This window comes from Agrobacterium sp. ST15.16.055 (assembly GCF_027956555.1).
GTDB classification, from domain to species: Bacteria; Pseudomonadota; Alphaproteobacteria; order Rhizobiales; family Rhizobiaceae; genus Agrobacterium; species Agrobacterium salinitolerans.
In genome coordinates this window covers 1-21,342 of sequence record NZ_JAQKGN010000016.1, presented here as the reverse complement: position 1 = coordinate 21,342, position 21,342 = coordinate 1, and the positions used below count along the sequence as shown (strand labels likewise).

General features: G+C 58.8%; 19 protein-coding genes and 1 pseudogene. 10 read left to right on the top strand and 10 right to left on the bottom strand.

What is annotated here, in order from left to right; all coding sequences use genetic code 11:
- Nucleotides 1-26 precede the first annotated feature (26 nt).
- The 3 genes from PL599_RS19155 to PL599_RS19145 all read left to right on the top strand — a co-directional run bounded on the left by PL599_RS19155 (nt 27) and on the right by PL599_RS19145 (nt 3,242).
- On the top strand, nt 27-758 hold the full coding sequence (locus PL599_RS19155) for an SDR family oxidoreductase (protein WP_065654942.1): 732 nt from the start codon (nt 27-29) through the stop codon (nt 756-758).
- An 88-nt stretch (nt 759-846) separates the two neighbouring features.
- Nucleotides 847-2,457, top strand: a complete 1,611-nt coding sequence (locus PL599_RS19150; protein ID WP_269825372.1) for an FGGY-family carbohydrate kinase — start codon at nt 847-849, stop codon at nt 2,455-2,457.
- Nucleotides 2,458-2,516: 59 nt separating this feature from the next.
- Nucleotides 2,517-3,242 carry an SDR family oxidoreductase gene (locus PL599_RS19145; protein WP_173991466.1) on the top strand — a complete coding sequence of 242 codons (726 nt, stop codon included), beginning with the start codon at nt 2,517-2,519 and terminating at the stop codon, nt 3,240-3,242.
- Nucleotides 3,243-3,337: 95 nt separating this feature from the next.
- Here the strand turns inward: PL599_RS19145 and PL599_RS19140 are convergent.
- A pseudogene (locus tag PL599_RS19140) lies at nt 3,338-3,430 on the bottom strand (PRC-barrel domain containing protein); the annotation flags it as partial.
- 209 nt (nt 3,431-3,639) lie between these two features.
- On the opposite strand from PL599_RS19140, the gene PL599_RS19135 reads away from it, so the two are divergent.
- Genes PL599_RS19135 through PL599_RS19125 form a run of 3 tightly spaced genes read left to right on the top strand, consistent with a single transcriptional unit; the run spans nt 3,640 to nt 6,099 of the window.
- Nucleotides 3,640-5,211 carry a PAAR-like domain-containing protein gene (locus PL599_RS19135; RefSeq protein WP_142913246.1) on the top strand — a complete coding sequence of 524 codons (1,572 nt, stop codon included), beginning with the start codon at nt 3,640-3,642 and terminating at the stop codon, nt 5,209-5,211.
- Nucleotides 5,212-5,219: 8 nt separating this feature from the next.
- A complete protein-coding gene (locus PL599_RS19130; protein WP_202048339.1) occupies nt 5,220-5,669 on the top strand; it encodes a hypothetical protein in 450 nt (149 codons plus the stop codon).
- Complete coding sequence (locus PL599_RS19125; protein ID WP_077984127.1) at nt 5,662-6,099, top strand: tetratricopeptide repeat protein; 438 nt, start codon at nt 5,662-5,664, stop codon at nt 6,097-6,099. The genes PL599_RS19130 and PL599_RS19125 overlap by 8 nt, the downstream gene beginning before the upstream one ends.
- A gap of 157 nt (nt 6,100-6,256) precedes the next feature.
- Here the strand turns inward: PL599_RS19125 and PL599_RS19120 are convergent, their stop codons facing one another.
- A complete protein-coding gene (locus PL599_RS19120) occupies nt 6,257-8,230 on the bottom strand; it encodes a putative bifunctional diguanylate cyclase/phosphodiesterase (protein ID WP_269825371.1) in 1,974 nt (657 codons plus the stop codon).
- A gap of 341 nt (nt 8,231-8,571) precedes the next feature.
- Here PL599_RS19120 and PL599_RS19115 point away from each other — a divergent pair, with 341 nt between their 5' ends.
- Complete coding sequence (locus PL599_RS19115) at nt 8,572-9,411, top strand: inositol monophosphatase family protein (protein ID WP_269825378.1); 840 nt, start codon at nt 8,572-8,574, stop codon at nt 9,409-9,411.
- A 155-nt stretch (nt 9,412-9,566) separates the two neighbouring features.
- Complete coding sequence (locus PL599_RS19110; protein WP_269825370.1) at nt 9,567-11,252, top strand: metallophosphoesterase family protein; 1,686 nt, start codon at nt 9,567-9,569, stop codon at nt 11,250-11,252.
- 32 nt (nt 11,253-11,284) lie between these two features.
- On the opposite strand, the gene PL599_RS19105 is transcribed toward PL599_RS19110, so the two are convergent.
- From PL599_RS19105 to PL599_RS19070, 8 genes are all read right to left on the bottom strand, one after another.
- Nucleotides 11,285-12,271 (bottom strand): LacI family DNA-binding transcriptional regulator, encoded by a 987-nt coding sequence (locus tag PL599_RS19105; protein ID WP_269825369.1) that lies wholly within the window; start codon nt 12,269-12,271, stop codon nt 11,285-11,287.
- A 92-nt stretch (nt 12,272-12,363) separates the two neighbouring features.
- Nucleotides 12,364-12,585 carry a hypothetical protein gene (locus tag PL599_RS19100; protein WP_137411883.1) on the bottom strand — a complete coding sequence of 74 codons (222 nt, stop codon included), beginning with the start codon at nt 12,583-12,585 and terminating at the stop codon, nt 12,364-12,366.
- Nucleotides 12,586-12,639: 54 nt separating this feature from the next.
- Nucleotides 12,640-13,725, bottom strand: coding sequence for an ABC transporter ATP-binding protein (locus PL599_RS19095; RefSeq protein ID WP_269825368.1), 1,086 nt, complete (start codon nt 13,723-13,725; stop codon nt 12,640-12,642).
- Complete coding sequence (locus PL599_RS19090) at nt 13,722-14,549, bottom strand: carbohydrate ABC transporter permease (protein WP_269825367.1); 828 nt, start codon at nt 14,547-14,549, stop codon at nt 13,722-13,724. The genes PL599_RS19095 and PL599_RS19090 overlap by 4 nt, the downstream gene beginning before the upstream one ends.
- The gene (locus tag PL599_RS19085) at nt 14,546-15,448 is read right to left on the bottom strand and encodes a carbohydrate ABC transporter permease (RefSeq protein ID WP_137411885.1); all 903 of its coding nucleotides are present in this window, start codon (nt 15,446-15,448) and stop codon (nt 14,546-14,548) included. Before PL599_RS19085 ends, PL599_RS19090 begins: the two co-directional genes overlap by 4 nt.
- 111 nt (nt 15,449-15,559) lie before the next feature.
- The gene (locus tag PL599_RS19080) at nt 15,560-16,792 is read right to left on the bottom strand and encodes an ABC transporter substrate-binding protein (protein ID WP_271359653.1); all 1,233 of its coding nucleotides are present in this window, start codon (nt 16,790-16,792) and stop codon (nt 15,560-15,562) included.
- Between the two features lie 62 nt (nt 16,793-16,854).
- Nucleotides 16,855-17,757: a sugar phosphate isomerase/epimerase family protein gene (locus PL599_RS19075; protein ID WP_271359651.1), complete on the bottom strand. Its 903-nt coding sequence runs from the start codon at nt 17,755-17,757 to the stop codon at nt 16,855-16,857.
- A 12-nt stretch (nt 17,758-17,769) separates the two neighbouring features.
- The gene (locus PL599_RS19070) at nt 17,770-18,804 is read right to left on the bottom strand and encodes a Gfo/Idh/MocA family protein (RefSeq protein WP_271359649.1); all 1,035 of its coding nucleotides are present in this window, start codon (nt 18,802-18,804) and stop codon (nt 17,770-17,772) included.
- Between the two features lie 139 nt (nt 18,805-18,943).
- On the opposite strand from PL599_RS19070, the gene PL599_RS19065 reads away from it, so the two are divergent.
- A complete protein-coding gene (locus tag PL599_RS19065) occupies nt 18,944-19,972 on the top strand; it encodes a LacI family DNA-binding transcriptional regulator (protein WP_031234048.1) in 1,029 nt (342 codons plus the stop codon).
- Nucleotides 19,956-21,002, top strand: a complete 1,047-nt coding sequence (locus tag PL599_RS19060) for an HlyD family type I secretion periplasmic adaptor subunit (protein WP_271359644.1) — start codon at nt 19,956-19,958, stop codon at nt 21,000-21,002. Before PL599_RS19065 ends, PL599_RS19060 begins: the two co-directional genes overlap by 17 nt.
- The last annotated feature ends 340 nt before the right edge of the window (nt 21,003-21,342 follow it).

The window sequence follows — 21,342 nt, the reverse complement described above, 5'->3', positions numbered from 1 at the left end:
CATCTTCATAAACGCAGGAGAATTAAATGTCTGAATCGCTGCAAGGCAAGATCGCGGTCATCACCGGCGCCGCATCCGGCATCGGGCTTGCCACCACCGAAGCGCTGTTGGAACAGGGCGCAACCGTGGTCATGGTCGACTGGAACGAGAAGGCCCTGAATGATCTGGTCGCCAAGCTCGGCGACCGCGCCATCCCGCAGGTCACCAATCTGCTCGATGCCGACAGCTGCAACGCGATGATCCCGGAGATTCTCAAGAAGGTCGATCATATCGACATTCTCTATTGCAACGCCGGCACCTATATCGGCGGCGATCTCACCGAAACGACGCCCGAAGCCATCGACAAGATGCTGAATCTCAACGTCAACGCGGTCATGAAGAATGTTCATGCCGTCGTGCCGCATATGTCGGAGCGCAAGACCGGCGATATCGTCGTCACCTGCTCGATCGCCGGTCATTTCCCGACCTACTGGGAGCCGGTCTATTCTGGCTCGAAATGGGCGATCACCAGCTTCGTGCAGGGCATGCGTCGCCAGATGATCCCGCACGGCGTGCGCGTCGCGCAGGTCTCTCCCGGCCCGGTCGTCTCGGCACTTCTGGCCGACTGGCCGGAGGAAAACCTCCGCAAGGCCAAGGAATCGGGCAGCCTGATCGATGCGAGCGAAGTGGCTGATGCCGTCGTTTATATGCTGACGCGCAAACGTACCGTCACCATCCGCGATATGCTGGTCTTGCCGACCAACTTCGACCGCGTTTAATAATCTCTGAAGCGGCGGAAGAACCGGAACGGTTCCGCCGCTTTAACCTGTTTAAGCACCGGATGATCCGCTCCGAGGAGTATCGCAAATGGCTTCCTATCTTGTTGGCGTCGATGTCGGGACCGGCTCGGCGCGGGCCGGTGTCTTTGATGTCGCGGGCAAGCTTCTCGCCACCGCCAAACGCCCGATCGGCATGCATCGCGAGGATGGCGGCATTGCCGAACAATCGAGTGACGAAGTATGGCAGGCCGTTTGCGACAGCGTCCGCGAAGCCGTTTCCCGCGCCGTTATCGATCCGGCCGAGGTCGCCGGCATCGGTTTCGATGCCACCTGCTCGCTGGTGGTGCGTGGACCGGAAGATGAGACCCTGCCGGTGGGCGCACCCGATCATCCCGAGCGCGATATCATCGTCTGGATGGATCACCGCGCCGTCGAACAGGCGGAGCGTATCAATGCCGGCGAACACGCTGTGCTGAAATATGTCGGCGGCCGTATTTCCCCGGAAATGCAGACGCCGAAACTGCTGTGGCTCAGCGAAAACAGGCCCGACATCTATGCCCGGGCCGAGCATTTTTTCGACCTCACGGACTTTCTGACATGGAAGGCGTCGGGCGCGCTTGATCGCTCGGCCTGCACGGTAACTTGCAAGTGGACTTATCTCGCCCACGAAAAGCGCTGGGATGCGGAGTATTTCACCCGTATCGGGCTTGGCGATCTTGCTGAGCAGGGTTTTCGTCGCATCGGTCAAAGCGTCGTCCATCCCGGCACGGCGCTGGGTAACGGTTTGACGGAAGACGCGGCAAAACCCATGGGTCTGGTTGCGGGCACTGCGGTTGCGGCAGGTCTGATCGACGCCCATGCCGGCGGCATCGGCACGGTGGCTGCGGGCGGCGATGCGTCGCGATGCCTCGGTTATGTTTTCGGCACTTCGTCCTGCACGATGACGACCACCACCGAACCCGCCTTCGTGCCCGGCGTCTGGGGACCCTATTATTCAGCCATGGTTCCGGGCGCCTGGCTCAATGAAGGCGGCCAGTCTGCCGCCGGCGCTGCCATCGATTATCTCGTGCAACTGCACCCGGCCTATGCAGAGGCGAAGGCGCTTGCCGACAAGGAAGGCAAAGCCTTGCCGGTATGGCTCGCTGACCGGGCGCTCAATCTTGCCGCATCCGCTTCCGCTGCTGCAAAGATCACCGAGGATTTTCACGTGGTGCCGGAATTTCTCGGTAACCGCGCGCCGTTTGCCGATCCCCATGCACGCGCCGTCATCGCCGGTTACGGCACCGAGACCGGCGTGGATTCCCTCGTGGCGCTTTATGTGGCGGGTCTTCTCGGCCTCGGTTACGGGCTTCGCCAGATCATCGAAACGCAGGCCCGCAACGGCGCGCCGGTGGAAACCATCAGCGTCAGCGGCGGGGCAGGCGCTCATCCGCTTGCCCGGCAGTTGCTGGCCGATGCGACGGGGCTTCCCGTTGAACTGACCGAATGCGAAGAGCCGGTGCTTCTCGGCTCGGCCATGCTGGGAGCCGTTGCCGCTGGAACCTATCCCGACCTCATTGCCGCCATGCCGGCGATGTCGCGGATTGTAAGCTGCGCAACGCCCGATCCTGATTTTCAAAAGGTTCATCAGGTGCGTTACGACGCGTTCCTGGCGCTCCAGAGCGCTGCCCGCGCCATTCGCGCCTCCAGTCATTCCTGAGCGGCTCCAAGAACTCACATCATCCGGCCGTCATGGCCGCAAGAAATAAAGAGGATTCCATGCAGTTTTCCGGAAAATCCGTCATCATCACCGGCGCAGGAAAAGGCATCGGCCGTGCCTGCGCGCAACTGATGGCCGCCCGCGGTGCGGACGTGGTGGCGATCAGCCGCACGCAGTCCGATCTCGACAGCCTGAAAAGCGAAATCGGCGGACGTGCGATCCGCGTTGATCTTGCCGATGTCGCCGCCACCCGCGCTGCGATGGCGGAGGCTGGGCCCTGCGATTTCCTCATCAACAGCGCCGGCATCAACGTGCTGGAAAGCGTGCTCAACATGAGCGATGCGGGTTATGAAGCCGTGCTGGGCATTAACTTGCGTGCGGCCCTCGTCACCTGCCAGGAATTTGCCCGCGCCCGCATCGCAAATGGCGGCGGCGGCGCCATCGTCAACATCACCTCAATCGCCGGTCATCGCGGTTTTCAGGATCACCTGTGTTATGCGGCCTCCAAGGCAGGTCTAGAGGGCGCAACGCGCGTTCTCGCCAAGGAGCTCGGCCCCCACGGTATTCGCGTCAACGCCGTCGCCCCAACAATTACGCTGACTGAACTCGCAGCGGAAGCCTGGAACGACCCCGCAAAGAGCCAGCCGATGATGGTTCGTCATCCGCTCAACCGCTTTGCGGAAGCAGAAGAGGTGGCGCAGAGCATCGCGCTGTTGCTTTCCGATGACAGCAAGATGATTTCCGGCGCCGTATTGCCTGTTGACGGCGGTTTCCTCGCTGTTTGATGTGCGCGGGGAAGTCTGACGCGCAAACGCCTGCCCGACAATAAAAGAACGCCCGACAAACCGCCGGGCGCTCCTCTTAATGAATGACAATGCTATTAATGACGATGTTCTGGCATGTCCTTCAGCTGGTCCTTGGTCCATGACGTGACCGCGTGGACATCGCCGTCCTCATCCCGCATGAAATCAAGATAGGGTTTTTACCTGACATCTCGCTGCGGGTGGAGCTCGACCAGGGACGGGGCGTTCAGTGGTCCCCTCTTGTTCTCGACGGTGTCCACTTCGACATGAGGCCCGGAATTGGCCGAGTATTTCTCACGTGGCGGATAGGATTTCCTTGGCCCGAACGGCGCGGTGTTCCGATACTGTCAATCGCCGACAGGCACGCGGAGACGATGGCATGAGCGATGATGTCACCGTTCTGGAGCCAATTACTGTTTACGGCTCAGATCCTTCGCCGAACATCGCCTTGGCGAAAGAACTGAACCTGCCGCAGACCACCCTCTTCCACGAACCCGACCGCGCTGCAGGGTACGTAGATTACAAAAGCAGCCTTGATGCGGAGGAGCAGCGCGCATATTTCAATGACCCCGAAGAGGGAGACGAATATCATCCGCCGCCAACGACCGCGGATCCGAGCCCGCCGGAATTTATTCCAGATGATGCTTCAGCGTTGGCTGTATGCCTGTCCCCAGATGTTTGCAAATCGCCGGACAAACCGGTTCCTTACATGTGCTGGGGCAAAGGAGATGACAAGAACAACTATTCGCCCGATGTGCGATCAAACGGCCTCGTCATAAAGCGCCAGAATTCGCAGTTCCGTTGCTCGTATGGCGATGAGCCCGGCGTAGGCCTTGGTGTAAAGTCAGGAACCGTCGGCAATATCGTTGAACCTGTCACTTCGTCCACTATCGTAAGGGCGAACGGAATACCTGTTCAACGGCACACAGATCGCTGCACGCTCAACAACGGAAATTGCCCAGGCGAATACGTCAACGTCAAATCGACCGAGACAAGTACGCCGCCAGACGCGAATGATGAGCAGGATAAGGCGTGGTATGAACAAGCGTTGGACTGGACCGGCCAAAAACTTGATGAAGCTGGAAAGGCGATCAGCGAATTCGATGAAAACAATGGGAGGATTGTTACTCGAACGGTAGGTGGTCTGCAGGCGGTTGGCGGTGCTGCGGAGGCAGTTGCCGGCGCTGCCCTTGCCGGGGTTGGAGGCGCGGCAACCGGCACGGGTGTCGGTGCAGCACCGGGTATCCCGGCCATGATCGGCGGTGGCCTTCTTGTTGCTAACGGCTATGACAATTTCCAGGCTGGCCTGCGTCAGGCGTGGACGGGTGAAGCGACTTCAACCGCCATTGCAAGCGCCTCCGGCGATGTCGCTAGGCTTGCCGGTGCATCCGAACAGACTGCACAACAGGTCGAAAACACCGTCGGAATGGTCCAAGGTGTTGCGGGTGGTACCGGAGCTGTTGCTGCAGGCATGAAAGTCGCAGGCAGAACTGCCGCAACGGCTGAGGCTGGTGCTCTGGCGAGAAGTCAGACACAGACAGCTGGCCGAACGGCGGTGGAGACAGGTGAGCAAGGTGCAAGAAGTACTCGGCGCATAAGCCTTCGCAGGCAGTATCTGGGCAATACTCCTTCCAAAACCTCACGCACCGGCAACGAGGTTCGTGAACGGATGCGTGAAGAAGGCCTGTTGCGGACGAACCGTAGGGGGCAGGATGAATTTCTTGACGAAAACAATGTCTGGAGACCGGTCGATTCACCTCAAACGCATATGGGTCACCACCCGGTTGACGCTGTCGACTATTGGAATTCTACGGGACGCTTCCATGGCGCCCGATCACAAGAAGTGCGAGATTGGATGTTGAACTCTGACAATTATCGGTTTGAATGGGGGCCATCAAACTCGAGTCGAGGGGGGCAAACTCGCTCCCGTTATCTGCCGCCTGCCAACTGAGGAAAAAAATGACTAGAAAGCCTGAAATAGAAGCAAGCCTGAAGGCACAGATTGATAAATTGCTGGATTTATCTGGTCAGAAATTTCAGGCCGGAGATTTGGCGGGATCTGTCGAACTGGGGCTCCAGGCTTGGGCGTTGATACCTGAACCTAAAGAAAAATGGGACTATTACCCGCAGAGCCTATCAGCAGGCTTTGTCCAAGACTATGTCGATCTGGGAGATAAGGACAACGCCTCCAAATGGATCGAAGTCATGGCGAAAATGTATGACGATCCAAATCATGAGGACCACCTTGTTCTTATGACGGAAGGGGAAGCAATGTACAAACTCGGCGATAGAGAGCGAGCGTACTACGTATTTGGTAGAATATTCGAAATATATGGGCAGAAAGGATTCGCAGGGGATCAAAAACAGTACCTGGATTTCTACCTCAAACGGAAAGAAGGCCGTGAATAATAACGAGCAGGAACTCCCCGACGATATCTACCGTGAAGTAGTTCGCCTCTCATCCATAGGTGACGAGTTCGATGAGCGCGGTTTGCCGGTGGAAGCGATAACTTCGTGGCGGCAAGCTCTCGCTCTTTTGCCAACTCCGAAGCGGATATGGGATGCATCGGTATGGTTGAACGCTTCTATTGGTGATGCATTCCTACAGGTTGGTGACTGGGAAAACGCTTGTCGTGCCTTTCGGGAGGCGGAAAATAGTGGGAACGGCTTCTCCAATGCATTTGTCCAATTCGGACTCGGAGTTTCCTTTTTCGAGCTAGGCGATACTTTTGCGGCGAAAGAACATCTTTTGCGCGCATACATGCTGGAAGGCTACGATCTATTTGCGGATGCGGACCCCAAATATTTATCGCTCTTGAAAAAAGAGAAGCTAATATAAATCCGAGTTAATTCTCGTTTTGTTCGTAGTTTTTGCCGGGGACGATCGGTTGCATGTCTTTGACTATGATCATTGTGATTTCGGTCATCTCTCATAGTCTTGACCGGAGCCATGTGGCGGTTTGGAAGAGACCGTGAAATGGCTTCGCCGGTTTGATTTAGCGGAGCCTGTTTCTGCGTTTGCCAGCGGAAGTTCCGCTTCTAGTCGCCTGGCCCGAAAGAAACGCACCGACATCCTCTTCCCGAAGCGGCGGCGCATAGATGTAGCCCTGCACCAGCGTGGCGCCGAGGCCTTCGAGTGCGGTTAGCTCGGCTGGTGTTTCCACCCCTTCCACCACGCATTCCAGTTCCATGTCGCGGCTGAGGGTGAGAAGGGATTTCACGATTTTGTAGCTGGCCGGTTTTTCGTGCAGGTCCGTGACGAAGCTGCGGTCGATCTTGATCTTGGTCAGCGGCAATGCATGCAGTCGCGTCAGGCTGGAATAGCCGGTGCCGAAATCGTCCAGCGATATGCCGCAGCCGAGGCGGCGCAGCATTTCGACCGATTGCCTCACCTGTTCGAAATCATGGGCAAAAGCCGTCTCGGTAATTTCAAGGTCCAGCCGGCATGCATCGAAGTTGCTGTTTTCGATAATGCCGAGAAGGGAAAGTACGCCCTCATGGGAATTGAGGTCCTGGGCCGAAAGGTTGAACGACAGGCGCAGGGAGGGTTCCCATGTGGCGGCGGAGGCGAGCGCCATCTTGAGAAGCGGTCGTGTCAGCGAACCGACGATGCCGGCCCGTTCCGCGATGGGGAAGAACTGGCAAGGCGGCACATGCCCGAGAACCGGGCTGTGCCAGCGCGCCAGCGCTTCAAACCCTGCCGTTCTTCCGTCGCGTATATCGACGATCGGCTGAAACACGACCGAAAGCTCGTTTTCCATATCCCTCTGTCTGAGCAGGTGCTCGACGCGGGCTTCGATATTGATCTGCTTTTCGTGCTCCGCATCGAACAGAACGGCATCGCCTCGCCGGGTTTTCTTGGCGTGGTAAAGGGCATAATCCGCCCTGTCGAATAGCTGTTCAAGCGTTGAGGCGAGGTGCGGAAACACGGCAATTCCCATGGATGCGGAAACATGCACGGTGCCCTCCGGCATATGGTAAGGCGCCCTCAACTGCTCGGAGATCGCATTGGCATTTGTGACGAGTTGCGCGTCATCGGGTATGATCGGGGCGACGATGGCGAATTCGTCCCCGCCGAGCCGAAAGGCCCTGCTGGCTTTCAGATTGGCGGTGAGGCGTTTGCTGACATTGACCAGCAGCCTGTCTCCTACGGAGTGTCCGTAAAGATCGTTGACCGGCTTGAATCCGTCCAGATCGATGACACCCAGCGCCAGCCGGGTTCCGTTGGCCCTGGCTTTTTCGAGCTCGGCTTCAAGGTGGGCGAAAAAGGCGCGACGGTTGGGCAGTTCCGTCAGGCTGTCGATATTGGCCAGCAGCAGGTTTTCGTTGCTGAGCGCTTCCGTGCGCTGTTGTGAAATGACCATGCGCTCGAAATTGCGGTAGTTGGTCAGCAAAATGGACATCATGCCGGTGCAGACCAGCAGCACATTGATGGCAATGGCAACAAAGGTCGGTTGCTGCGAGGCCAGAAAGAAGGCGATGAAGGCGCCATTGACGATGAGCGTCACCGTGAAGGCGGCCGAGCGCACATACATCAGACAGAAAATGCAGGAAATGACAGTAATCGCCATATAGAAGGCGACGTGGGATTGCATATAGGCATCCCCATAGGGCACCAGAAGGAAAGACCAGAGCGTAAATGCCATGGCGATGCCGGCAGCGAGGCGGTTCGTGCGCCGAAGGGCTGCATGCGCCACCCGCGGTTCGGGATCCATGCCGCGCGTCCTCCACCAGAAGGCGATCCTGAGCGTGCAGCCGAGCGTGAACAGGGTGGGAACTCCAACGGTGAGCCAAAGCGGCGCCAATTGCATATGCGTTACTGCAAGCGCCCATGTGCTTGAAAGCAGGATGAAATACATCATCGGCATCTGTCGGCTGAAAGCGCGATACTGTGCTTTCAGCAGATCAGGATTGTCGGACCGGACGGACATGAAATCATGCAGTTTTTGCGTGGTGGTCAGTATTTTCATTCATGGCTCTTCAAGTACAGAACGACATTTGTAACATAATTCCTGTTACGTCATTGGAAATACACAGGGTTAACCGACAGACAATTGTATCAACCGCAAGATGCAGGCGCTTCGCTTCGCAACATTCCACTGTTTTCAGTATTTTATGTTTCCGGGTGGGGGATTTTTGATTGGAAATAAGTCCTTTGCTTCAAACTGCCTGTTTCTGCCAAGCTGTTCACTTGGCATGGGCGGCCCGCCCACTCCCAATGTTCATCAGCACCTTTTCAACGCCCCTTGAAAAGTTTGAACGCGCGTGCAATATGAACACGTGTTCAAACTTTGAGAAATGGTTCTTGCGCATGGATTCGATCCACTATCCCGATACATTGGCAGCGCGTGCCGAATTGTGCCGCAGCGTTATTCTTTCCGCCGGGGAGCTGGTGCTGAAAGGTTTTCAGGGCGAGGCGACGCGCAGCTTTTCGATGAAGGGGCCGCAGGATTTTCTGACAGTGACGGATGCTGCCTCCGAAGCGCATATTCGCGGCGCGATCGCGGCCGCTTTCCCGGAAGACAGTTTTTTCGGGGAAGAGGGCGGCGGCGAGATCGGTGACCGCGTCTGGGTCGTGGATCCCATCGACGGCACCGCCAATTTTGCCCGTGGCATTCCGCATTTCTGCATCTCCATCGCCTATGTCGAAAACGGGCAGACCGAAATCGGGGCGATCTATAATCCCGCCCTTGGCGAGCTTTATTTCGCCCGCCGCGGCGAGGGAGCGACGCGCAACGGGCAACCGATCCAGACTGCGGAAACGGAGCGCTTCGATGCTGCTTCGATCGAGATGGGGTGGTCCACCCGTATCGCGAATGCGACCTATCTCGATGTCGTTGGGAATCTGCTCGATATGGGCGCCAATGTCCGCCGCGCCGGCTCCGGCGCGCTGGGGCTTGCCTATGTGGCTGACGGCCGTTCCGATGGCTATCTCGAATTACACATGAATTCATGGGATTGTCTTGCGGGGCTGCTACTCGTCAGCGAAGCTGGCGGCGATGTGTGCCCTTTTCTGGAGATCGGCAGTCTCAGGGATGGCGGGCCGGTGCTGGCCGCAGCAGCCGGTGTTGCCAAAGGCGTCAGCCAGGCATCGAATATAGCGCTGGCCGCCCGGCAGCTGTCGGATCGTCCGCGGGCGGCATCGGCGTGATTTAAGGCGGAGGCCCTTTCGCAGAGGGGGCCTCGTGCTTCATGCATGTGGAGGAATGAAATGGATGGACCCGTTTATGCCCGGCCCCTGCCGTGCTTCCGACTGGATCGACAGGGTCGAGGGCAGATGGTCGAGGGCAGAAAGACCGCTCAACCATGCTGACACGCACGCTTCCCTCCGTTGTCGTCATCGCCGACGCGCATTTCCATGACACGGCAGCCGATTTCGGATTTCCCGGCATCGAAATCGATGGTCAGCGCATCACCATGCGCAGCTGGTCGGATACGCGTGAATCCACCCGGGTTTTCAACGAGAGCGCCGATGCATTGCATGCGGCGCTGGAGGAGGTGCGGCAGCGCGGCATTCGCCATGTGGTGCTGCTTGGCGACTATACCGATGATGGCCAACGGGTGACGACCGAAACGCTGAAGAACATCCTGCAACGCCACAGCGACGCCCACGGCACAGCCTTCTACGCATTGCCCGGAAACCACGATATTTTCGGACCGCGCGGCCGGCACCATACCAAGGAGTTTCTGACGGAGAACGGCAAATGCCTTTCCGTTTCAAGCGATGCGCGGCGGGCCGGTGAGCGCGTCGTCGTGAACGACGGGATGTATTGCGAAGGCTATCCTGCAGGCCTTGGCCCGATGGCGGCTTTCGGTTATTTCCGCCAGCCGGATTATCTGCATTGGGAAACCCCTTTCGGTGTTTCCGATGCGCCGGAGGACCGGTTGTACGCGGTGCGCTCACCCGATGGGCGCAATGTCTACCGCCTGATGGATGCCTCCTATCTGGTCGAACCGGAACCGGGCCTGTGGCTGCTGATGATCGACGCCAATATTTTCGAGCCGCTCGATGGTGCGTTCGAAGTGGGCGAGGAGGCGGCTTTTATCGACAGCACCTCCGGTGGATGGAATGCGCTTTTGCGCTGCAAGCCCTTCCTCATCGACTGGATCGCTGATGTGCGCCGCAGGGCGGAGCTGCATGGCAAGACATTGCTCGGCTTTTCCCACTATCCGGCGCTCGATCCCTTCGATGGCGCAAGCGGTGCGGAAGGCGCCCTGTTCGGCGAAACCAATGTCGTGCGCCGCACGCCGCGCAAGGCGGTGGAGGATGCGCTGTTACAGGCCGGGCTTGCCGTCCATTTCAGCGGGCACCTGCACGTGGAAGGCGTGACCCGGCGCGGGGAAGGCGAAAACTCGCTCACCAATATCGCCGTGCCGTCGCTCGTCGCCTTTCCGCCTGCCTTCAAGGTCGTCCACCCGTCGCGGCAGGAAATCCTTGTCGAGACGGTGGAGATGGCTGCCCTGCCGGTCAATGGTCGTATTTCCGATGGTTATGCACAGGAGACAGAACTGGCGGGCGAGGCGAACGACCCGGCCTTTGCCGCCGGCAATTACGGTGAATTTCTGCTGGGCCACAAGCGGGCGCTGATCAGGCACCGTTATTTCCCCAGGGAATGGCCGGCCGAGGTCGTCACGGCAATCGCCGATAAAAGCGTTCGGGAGGTTGTCGATCTGCTTGGAGGGAAAGGCCTTTTTTCTTCTGATGCTACTGTCCTGTCCTTGGACCTGCCGATGTTCGAGCTGATTGCCGACTGGTATTGCCTGCGCCAGGGCGCAGGCCTGGCGCTGCCGCACATCGCGCCGCAACGGCTTTCCCTTTACCGAACGCTGGCGGAGCGCTTCGGCCGGGAGCCGGATCGTCACGATGGTTCGGTCGAAAGCTTTCTCGAAATCTTCTTCGGAGCCCTCGGCCTGTTTCTCGAGCGTGCCGAAGGCAGTCCGCGCGATCTGAAGCTTGGGCTTGTACCGCAGCGTGAACGCGTTGCGGTTTGATGTGAAGATTTTTGCCCGGAAAGACATTTGGTCTAGCGCGCGGTGATGCGCTCGACCATGGAAACGGGCACGACCTGAAGCCGGGTTTCCGGCTCATCGCTATCGAGCGCGGTCAAAACCTTCTCTGTCAATGCGTCGAAAGACTGGGCAACGGTCGTCAGCTGGTAGCTTTTCCAGCCGGCCTGCGGAATATCGTCGAAACCGACAATCGAGATATCTTCCGGCACCCGGCGGCCCATTTCCAGCCGGGCGGCGTCCATGAAACCAAGTGCCAGCAGATCAGTGACACAGAAGGCGCCATCGATGGTCCTGTCCGCGAGCAGTTCTCGACAGGCCTGATAGCCACTGTCATAGCTGGTGGGACCGCCGCACCATGGAACCACCTGGATACCCTCTATGGTCATGCGCTCGGTGAAAGCGTTGACGCGGCGCAACTGTGCGGGCGTCCGGCTGCCGCTGGAGACAACCGCAACCTTTCTGCACCTGGCTGCCACAAGCCGCATGGCGGCCAGGTTGGCGCCGTGGGAATCGTCGCTCAGCACCATATTCGTATCGGTGCGGTCCAGATGCTGGTTGATGAGGATGAGACGCACGCCGTTGGCGATGCATTCGTCGATAATAGAGGCCGGAGGTTCACCGGAAAGAACGATGATTGCCTGCGCGCGGAATTCGAAGAGACGCTCGATGAGTGGTGCAATGTCCTTGCGCGCATCTGCGGCATTCAGCAGCAGGCATTGCAGGCCGCGACGCAGAAGGCCGATGCTGAGGAGATCGAGCTGCTTTGAAATGAAGGGAGAACCGAGGTTGGCGCCGACGACCCCGATGAGGTTGGAACGGTCATTGTTGAGGCCCTGCGCCAGCCGGTTGACGCGGTAGCCGAGTTCCTGTGCCGCTTTCAGTACCTTGCGCCGGACGGCCTTGGATACGCTGCCGCCGGGAGTGAAGGTGCGTGAAACGGCGGAGCGTGAGACACCCGCCTTTTTCGCCACTTCTTCGGCTGTCACGAACCCTTTCGCCATTCAATCCCCCGTTGCCAAACCACATGTCTGATAGCACAGGTCAGATTGCAGCGACTATTCCAATCGAAATATTTCAGCTTCTGTGGTCGCGGTCAGTTTTGCGGTTCCAGCGCGCTTGCCGCAGCCTCGGCACGCGCGGCTGCCTGTTTTGCTTCCCGCTCGGCGCGGGAGGCCGCTTCCGGGTTGCTCGAACCGTCATAACCTCCCATGGCGCGTTCCCCGATGGCGATGCGGACATCCTTGAGCTGGACGATGACAAGACCGGCGAGGATGGCCGCGCCGATAAGGAATGCTGTTTTCCCGTTTATGGTCATTCGACTCCACGCTTCGTGTTTGCCGGCGGAGGAAACAGCCGGCAAAACCGCCGCTCAGCGGGTCAGGAGGCCGACGCCTGTTTCCGCATCGAACAAATGCATATCGGACGGGTCGATGTCGAGGCCGATCGTTTCACCGGCCTTGACTGCGCTGCGTCCCTGCACCGCGATGACCAGTTCGGTGGCGGTTCCTGTCGTGAGGAAGGTCGCCGAACCGGTTGTTTCCACCGCGGAAACCGGCAGCGCCAATGTCGCTCCGGCTGCTGCGACTGGCCGGATATGTTCCGGCCTGATGCCGACAATCACATCTTTGCCGGGCGGCAGGGAGGCCGGGTTCCCAATCGATTGTTGCGGCTCGCCTTCGCCGAAGCTGAGCTGAAGAGACGCGCCATCCGGGCTGACGGTCGCCGGAATGAAATTCATCGCCGGTGATCCGATGAAACCTGCAACGAAACGATTGACCGGCCGGTCGTAGAGTTCAAGCGGCGTGCCCTGCTGCTCGATCACGCCATCGCGCATGACGACGACATGGTCGGCCATGGTCATCGCTTCGATCTGGTCATGGGTGACATAGACCGAGGTTGCATGCAGGCGATCGTGTAGCGCGCGGATTTCCTTGCGCATGTGGACGCGCAGCGCCGCATCGAGATTGGAAAGCGGCTCATCGAACAGAAACGCCTGCGGGTTGCGGATGATCGCCCGGCTCATGGCCACGCGCTGGCGCTGGCCGCCGGAGAGTTCGCGCGGATAGCGCTTCATCAGCTTTGAAAGTCCTGTCGTGGCGGCAACTTCTTCCGCCGCCTTGCGGGCCTCGGCCTTGGCGACGCCGCGCATCCGCAGCGAATAGGTGAGGTTCTCCTCCACGGTCATATGCGGGTAGAGCGCATAGGACTGGAACACCATGGCCACGTCACGCTTGCGCGGCGGCACACCGTTCATCAGCGTGCCGGCAATGCGCATGTCGCCGGCCGATATGGTTTCCAGCCCGGCCAGCGAGCGCAGAAGTGTGGATTTGCCGCAGCCCGACGGGCCGACAAGCGCGACGAAAGTGCCCTTCTCGATGGAAAGGTTGATGTTCTTCAGCGCATGAAAGGCGCCGTAATATTTGTTGACGCCGGAAAGTTCGATCTGAGGGGTCATTTGAGCGCTCCTGAGGTCAGGCCGGATACGATGCGGCGCTGCAAGAGAATGAAAAGGGCAAGAATGGGCGTCACATACATGGTCGCATAGGCCATAATGTTGTTCCATTCGCTGGTGTTGGGGCCCATGAAGGAATTGAGGCCGACGCTCGCCGGCTGCAAATCGGCCGCCTGTATCATCGATTTCGAATAGACGAACTCGCCGAAGGCCTGCATGAAGATGAGGATGGCGCTGACGAGAATGCCGTTTCTGGCAAGCGGCAGCACGATGTTGAAAAAGGCGCCCACGCGGGAATTGCCATCCACAAGTGCCGCCTCTTCCAGCTCCTGCGGCACTGCCATGAAGGTGGCGCGCACAAGCACCACGAAGAAGGGCATGCTTTTCGCCGCAATGGCGAGGATGACCGACAAGCGCGGATAGTCCAGAAGCCCAAATTGCGAGAAACCGACGAAGATCGGCGTGATCATCAAAGATGCCGGCAGAACCTGCAGCATAAGGATGAGGAACAGGCCGATATCCACCCAGACATTGCGATACCGCGCCAGGACATAGGCACAGCCGACGCCGAGAATGGTGATCAGCAGCACCGCGCTGGAGGCGATCAGCACCGAATTCCACAGGTATCTGCCCATGTTGCGGCTGTTCCAGACATAGGCATAGGTCTGCCATTGCGGGTCCGTGGGCCAGAAGGCGGGCGGATTGGCGAACATTTCCGAGCCGCTCTTGAGCGAGGTCAGATACATCCAGTAAAGCGGGAAGAGGTAGATGATGGCGAGTACGATGGCGATGGCCAGCATCAGGCGGTTGCGGGTCGTGATGCTCATCCGCGCACCTCATGCCGAGTGGAACGCACATAAACGATGGAAGCCAGCATGACGAACACGATCATGATGACGGAGATCGTGGCGCCCTTGCCGAAATCATATTGCCGGAAGGACAGATCCCAGGCCCAATATTGCGCCACGTTGGAGCTGTTATTCGGCCCGCCATCGGTAATGGCGGCGAATAGATCGAATTGCTGCAGCGTGAAAATCAGGCCCAGCGACACGATCGCACCGATGGTGGAGCGCATCATCGGCAGGGTGATGGTGTAGAAGCGCTGCCAGGCGTTCGCCCCGTCCAGTTCCGCGGCCTCGTACAGGTCGCCGGGAATGGAGGCGAGGCCGACGGAAAGCAGGATCATGTTGAAGGAAGTGCCGAGCCAGATATTGGCAATGACGACGGCCCAGAGCGAAAAATTCGCATCTGAGCGCCAGAAGATATTGCCCGATATCAGGCCGCTTTCCCGCAGGAAGAAATTCAACACACCGAAATCGCCCGAGAGGATCCAGTTCCAGATCGCGCCCACCACGAGGCCGGGCATGACCCAGGACACGAGAAAAAGGCCGCGCATCCAGGTTGCGCCGGGAAAATTGACCCAGAAGAACAGCGCCAGACCGAAGCCGATGGCGAATTGCCCGGCAATCGAGGCCACGACAAAGGTGACCGTGTTGAAAAGGATCGGCAATGTTTCCGGTTGCCGGAACAGGTCGATATAATTCTTGAAGCCGACGAAGGGGCGCACGAAGGTGCCCAGGCTGAACATGTCGACTTCCTGAAAGCTCATGACGATGTTGTAGATGAGCGGCAGCCCCGCCATGACGAACAGGAAGCCCAAAGGAAAGGCGACAAGGACGATATCGAAACCGCGACCGTCACTGACGCTGGAAAACAGTTTTTTCATGAAACATCCTCGCAAGCTCCAGTCGGGGCCGCCGCCGCTTGTCGCGGCAGGCAGCCCCACCGGGAGGAACCCCTTGGGTGGAGGCCGGAGAAAGCCGGCCGCCCGCCCGGATCAGCCTTCGACCAGCTTTATCTTTTCAGCGGCCTGGTCGAGCGCGGCTTTCGGCCTCATCTGACCCGAAAGCGCGCCCTGAATGGCATCCTGAATAGCCTTGGAAATCTTCGGCCATTCGGGCGAGGGGCCGCGCGGCTGCGCATATTTCAGCTGTTCCACGAAGGTCTTCAGCGCCTCATCCTTCAACGCATTGCCGGTCGGCGGAACGGGGATATCCGAGCGCGCCGGCAACTGGCCGAAGTTCTTGAACATGTCCTTGTCCTTTGAGGCGAAGAACTCGATTGCCTTGAAGGCTTCTTCCGGATGTTTCGTCTTGGAGAAGATCGCCCAGTTATAGTCGCCCATGGCCGAAGACCGCGGAGCGTCGGGCGTGGGCACCGGCAGCAAAGCGACACCCCAGTCGAACTTGGCGTCCTTCAGCATGCGGTCGATTTCCCAAGGGCCGGAAATGACCATGGCGGCGTTGCCGGCGTTGAAGGTGGCGGTGGAGTCCCACTGGCTGCGCGTCAGCGTATCGGGCGATGCCAGCTTTTCATCCAGCATCAGCTTCCACGTTTCGAGCGCTTTGACGGCGCCCTCGGTATTGATGTTCTTGTAGGTCGCGCCCGCCATCTGCGCCCAGGGCAGGAACTGGAAGGTGCCTTCCTCATTCGCCTTGGCGCTGAAGCTGATACCATAGATGTTCTTCGAGGGGTCGGTCAGCTTGCGGGCAGCATCCACCAGCTCATCCCAGGTCTGCGGCGGTTTTGCCGCGTCCAGCCCAGCGGCCTTGAACAGGTCCTTGTTGTAATAAAGCGCAATCGTGTTCGTGGCCTTGGGCACGCCGAAATATTTGCCGTCCCACATCACCGATTTCAGCGGTCCCGGAAAATAATTCTCCGTCTTGATGACATCCGACTTCGCAATCATGTCCGTCACGTCGAGAAAGGCCCCGCGTGCGGCGAACATGGCGTGGTTGGGGTTGTCGATGGCGATGATGTCGGGCGCGTTGCCGGTGGAATAGGCGCGCATGGATTCGCTCACCACATCATCGAACTGCAATTGCCGGTATTCGATCTTGATGCCGTTATTGAGCGCGTTGAACTCCTTGATGAGGTTCGGTGCCGGCTGGATATCGCGATCCAGCGACCACAGCGTCAACGTCACATCTTCTGCCTGCGCCGCAATAGCGCCGGCGGACACGCCCGCCAGCAGAAATGCGCCGGCCATCATGCATTTCGCGATACCCATAATCTCCTCCTCTTGGTTATCGTCTCTGCAATTTTCAAAAACCTTCTCCCAAAAGGCTTCCGTTATGCGGGGTCGACGACGAAATCGCCGCCGCGGCATTTTTTCAGATAATTCAGGCCATGCACCTGTCCCGTCATTTCCAGCGCGTCGCGATAGACGGGGTCATGCCAGCCTTCGATGTCGATGGAGCCGGACCAGCCGGCGAGGCGTAGTTCGGAAATAATGTCCGTCCAGTTGCTGTCGCCGAAACCCGGCGTGCGCATGAAGACGAATTTTTCCTTGCCGAAAATGCCGTGCTCGCGAATGACATCCCAGCGGATGGTCGCGTCCTTGCCGTGAACGTGGAAAATCTTGTCCGCCCATTTGCGGATCTGCGGCAGCGGATCGATGAGATAGACCATCTGGTGGCAGGGTTCCCATTCGATGCCGATATTGTCATCCGGCGTTTCGTTGAACATCATCTCCCAGGCATCGGGATTGTGCGCGATGTTCCAGTCGCCGGTCTGCCAGTTGCCGTCCATGGCGCAGTTTTCAAAGGCGATTTTCACGCCCTTGTCGGCGGCGCGCTTGGCAAGCTCGCTCCAGATTTCCTTGTATCTGGGCAGGCTTTCCGGCAGCGGTTTGTCGCGCAGTCGGCCGGTGAAGCCCGCAACGCAGGTCGCGCCGAAATGGTGGGCATTGTCGATGCAGTCTTTCCAGCCTTGCAGTGTCTCAAGGTCAATGTCCGTCTCCTCCAGCGGATTGCCGAACATGCCGAGCGTACTGATGGTGATGTCGCGGTCGCCAATCGCGTCAAGGCAGAGCTTGCCGAGTTCGGCAAGGTCCTGACCGTTGGTGGTCTGCCAGAAGAACGGCTCGAAGCTTTCGAAGCCGAGATCGGCGATCTGGCCGATGCGTTCGGCCGCCTGTCCCTTGGTGGCGCTGACCATGGTGCCGATGCGGATAGATGTTGCCGGATTGCTCACGTCTTTCAGTCCTTATGCTGCAATGGAAACACGCTGGCCGAGGCGGGCGCTTTCAATCGCGCCGATCACCATGGCAAGGCTGTTGATGTTGTCGAAGGAGGCTGTTTCCGGCATCTCACCCGTGCGGATGGAATGAAGGAACGAGAGAATGACGCTGGCATGGCCACGCGTATCCTTCTCGGAAACGGCATCGGAAACGTTTACGGTTTTAAATCCACGCAAAAGTCCCTGCTCGTCACCGGCCACGGAGGCGGAGAAATTGTCTTCACCGTCCCAGAGGATCATGCCCTTCGAGCCGATCAGCCGCCAGCGCGCTTCCCAGCTGGTCCGCTCGCCTTCGGCGCACCAAGAACCACGATAGGTAAAGACGACATCATTTGAGAACTCGAAAATGGCATTGGCGCTCGCCCCATGGGCATACCATGAGCCGGCCGGGTTCTTTTCCACGCAAAAGACGGAGAGGGGTTTTTCATTGGCGACGAAACGGGCGGCGTCGAAGGTGTGGATCGCCATATCGAGAAGCAGGACATTCTTCATTTCCTCACGGAAGCCGCCGAAATGGGGCCCAAGGAAAAAATCGCAGTGGATGGCCGTCAGGTCACCGATGATACCGTCTTCAAGCGCGCGGCGCAGCCGCCGGATACCCGCAATAAACCGCCGGTTTTGCACCACGGCATGAATTCTGCCGGCTTTTTTTGCCAGTTCCACCAGCGTGGCGGCTTCCTCCATCGAGGCGGCAAGCGGCTTTTCGCTCAGCACATGGCACCCCGCCTCGAGACCGGCTTCAACCACGGCAAAGCGCGCCTGCGGGATGACGATATCAAAAAGGATGTCGGCTTTCGTTTCAGCCAGAACGTGGCGAAGATCGGTGCCGATGACCGCATCCGTGAGGGCGAATTCTTCGGCAAGTGCGCGGGCTGTGTTCTCGTTCAGGTCGACCAGACCGGCGATCCTGATCGCGCCGGCGATTTCCGGCGTGGATTGAATGGTGCGCAGCCAGCCTTTGGCCATGGCTCCGCACCCGCATAAAACGGCGTTGAATGTCATCTCATCTCCCCGGACTCTTTCGCAAACTCCTCTTTGCGCAAAGCGTCGTAAACGTTTACGAGACTATTCCGATGATGTTAGATATGTCAAGACCGTTAAGGGGCGCGTCGATTGCGCGCCGGGCCTGGGAGGGGAATGAATGAAAGGAATTCGTCAGCTTGCCGATTATCTGGAGATATCGATAGGCACTGTTTCCCGTGCCCTGAACGGCAAGCCGGATGTGAACGAAGAAACGCGGCGGCGTGTTCTCGAAGCGGCGGAAAAGCTGGGTTATGTCGCCAACCAGTCCGGCCGCAGCCTCAGGCAGGGAACCACCAATGTCATCGGCCTGATGACCGGCAGCGACGCGCAGACCGTGGAGAACTCCGACAACTTCTTCCTGGGCGTGACGGACGGTCTGCAAAGCGTGTTTTCCGGGCATAATCTCGATCTCATCGTTCTGCCCTGCCCGGGGGAAGAGGATCCGGATGAATATCTAAAGCGCATGGTGGCGCGCCGCATGGTGGATGCGATGATCATTTCCGCGACGCGGCGGATAGACAAACGTGTGGATTTCCTGAAGCAGACCCGCCTGCCTTTCGTGGCGCTCGGCCGGACCGCTTCCAGCGACACCCACGCCTGGATTGACCTCGATTTCGAGGGCGTCGCGAAAAACGCGGTCGACCGCCTTGCTGCTGCCGGGCATCGTTCGATTGCGGTGGCGGTGCCCGACAGCGACATCAATCTCGGTTATGTTTTTCTGGAAGGATACAGGCGCGCGCTGGAAGACAATGGCATCGCTTACGATTCCTCACTGGTCATCCGCGCGAAATCCAGCGAGCAGGGCGGTTATCACGCCGCGAGCGAATGGCTGCAGATGCGGCCCCGGCCAACGGCGATCGTGCTGATCTACGAACTGATGGCGGTCGGTCTTTATCGCCGGCTTGCGGAAGTGGGCCTAAAACCGGGGCGCGATCTCGCTGTCATCGGCTTCCGCGATGGCCCGCGTGGCCAGTTTCTGGAACCACGGCTGACCAGTTTCCGCATGTCCCTGCATGATCTCGGCGTGACTGTGGCTCAGACACTGTTATCGACCATGCCGGCCTACGCGCCGTTTTATCCCGATCAGGCCCGCCATTGCGTTTGGCCCATGCTTCTGGTGGCCGGCGAGAGTGACCCCGCCCCATAAGACAGCAGGGTGGCGCACAGTCCTTCAGGGTGGTTTCACCGCCCGCAAGGCGCGGCTGGAGAGCGAGCGTGACCGGGCGGGCAAGGTTGTGTTTCCGAAGGCTTTGCTCGACCGGAGCAGCGACACCGATATCGTCGCGATGCTGGATGCCGAACAGCGTCTTTTCGAAACCCGCAGTGCCGTTCGTGAAAGCAAGAAGCTTCAGCTCGAACAGCGCGTGCGCCAGCTTCGCGACGAGATCGCCGGCATGGAAGCCGAGCGTGCGGCGAATTTTCGCGAACAGGGGATGGTCGATGAGGAATTGATCCGTTTTCGATCCCTGCACGAAAGGGGCCTGATGGAAAAAAGCCGCCTTAGCACGCTGGAGCGTCAGGCCACGGATATTGATGGCGATATTGGCCGGCTGATGGCGGGTATTGCCGGGGTCGAGGCGAAGATCAGCGAAACCGCGCTGCAAATCCTTCAGATCGATGAACAATGGTCGGAGGAGGTCGGTTCCGATCTGCGTGAGATGGACGCCCGCATCGGCGAATATGTCGAACGGCGGGTGGCGGCAGAAGACCAGCTGAAACGTGTCGATATTCTCGCGCCACAGGATGGCGTGGTGCATCAACTTGCCGTGCACACTGTCGGCGGTGTCATCGCACCGGGCGAACAGATCATGATGATCGTGCCGGAGGTGGACAAGCTGGTGGTGGAGGCCAAGGTCGCGCCGCAGGATATCGACCAGATCTATTATGGCCAGGCGACAAATCTGCGTTTTTCCGCCTTCAATCAGAAAACGACACCCGAAATCACCGGCACGGTGGAGCGCATTTCGGCTGACGTGACGGTGGATCAGCGCACGGGCGCCAGCTATTACCTCGTGCGTGTCGCCACCTCGCAGGAGCAGATAAAGCGGCTGGGTGAATTCCACCTGATGCCGGGCATGCCGGTGGAAGCCTTCATCACGACAGGAGAACGAAGCGTCCTTTCCTATTTCCTCAAACCGCTGATGGATCAGGCCAGCCGCTCCTTCCGCGCGGTTTGAGATTTTCATATTCCGGCCTGCCGGTTGCCAAGGCCCGCCCTGTGTTTCAGGGCGGGCCGAAACAGCTGTTGCGGTGGGCCGGAACTGCCTGAAAAACGCCGCTCCGATTCCCGCAAAAGAAAATGCCGTGCGTCTTCACGCACGGCACAGACCGCTGACAAACCCGTCGATATTTTCGGCGGGTTTTTTCTTTTTCGGGATGATGACGTTTTATTGTCGTCTTTTGCGGGTGAACGGGAGATAAGATGAGCCTCGTTTCCTCATCCCCAGGCGGGTTTGGGTGCTTTCGTGAGCGCCATCGCTATTTTCTTGATGTTCTGGGCGCTCGCGGCGAGCAGGC

Coding starts and splice junctions, on each gene's coding strand:
- PL599_RS19145 (WP_173991466.1), top strand. CDS start 2,517: ATGCAGTTTTCCGGAAAATCCGTCATCATCACCGGCGCAGGAAAAGGC.
- PL599_RS19080 (WP_271359653.1), bottom strand. CDS start 16,792: ATGGGTATCGCGAAATGCATGATGGCCGGCGCATTTCTGCTGGCGGGC.
- PL599_RS19130 (WP_202048339.1), top strand. CDS start 5,220: ATGACTAGAAAGCCTGAAATAGAAGCAAGCCTGAAGGCACAGATTGAT.
- PL599_RS19155 (WP_065654942.1), top strand. CDS start 27: ATGTCTGAATCGCTGCAAGGCAAGATCGCGGTCATCACCGGCGCCGCA.
- PL599_RS19095 (WP_269825368.1), bottom strand. CDS start 13,725: ATGACCCCTCAGATCGAACTTTCCGGCGTCAACAAATATTACGGCGCC.
- PL599_RS19150 (WP_269825372.1), top strand. CDS start 847: ATGGCTTCCTATCTTGTTGGCGTCGATGTCGGGACCGGCTCGGCGCGG.
- PL599_RS19110 (WP_269825370.1), top strand. CDS start 9,567: ATGCTGACACGCACGCTTCCCTCCGTTGTCGTCATCGCCGACGCGCAT.
- PL599_RS19085 (WP_137411885.1), bottom strand. CDS start 15,448: ATGAAAAAACTGTTTTCCAGCGTCAGTGACGGTCGCGGTTTCGATATC.
- PL599_RS19090 (WP_269825367.1), bottom strand. CDS start 14,549: ATGAGCATCACGACCCGCAACCGCCTGATGCTGGCCATCGCCATCGTA.
- PL599_RS19100 (WP_137411883.1), bottom strand. CDS start 12,585: ATGACCATAAACGGGAAAACAGCATTCCTTATCGGCGCGGCCATCCTC.
- PL599_RS19065 (WP_031234048.1), top strand. CDS start 18,944: ATGAAAGGAATTCGTCAGCTTGCCGATTATCTGGAGATATCGATAGGC.
- PL599_RS19135 (WP_142913246.1), top strand. CDS start 3,640: ATGAGCGATGATGTCACCGTTCTGGAGCCAATTACTGTTTACGGCTCA.
- PL599_RS19105 (WP_269825369.1), bottom strand. CDS start 12,271: ATGGCGAAAGGGTTCGTGACAGCCGAAGAAGTGGCGAAAAAGGCGGGT.
- PL599_RS19115 (WP_269825378.1), top strand. CDS start 8,572: ATGGATTCGATCCACTATCCCGATACATTGGCAGCGCGTGCCGAATTG.
- PL599_RS19120 (WP_269825371.1), bottom strand. CDS start 8,230: ATGAAAATACTGACCACCACGCAAAAACTGCATGATTTCATGTCCGTC.
- PL599_RS19070 (WP_271359649.1), bottom strand. CDS start 18,804: ATGACATTCAACGCCGTTTTATGCGGGTGCGGAGCCATGGCCAAAGGC.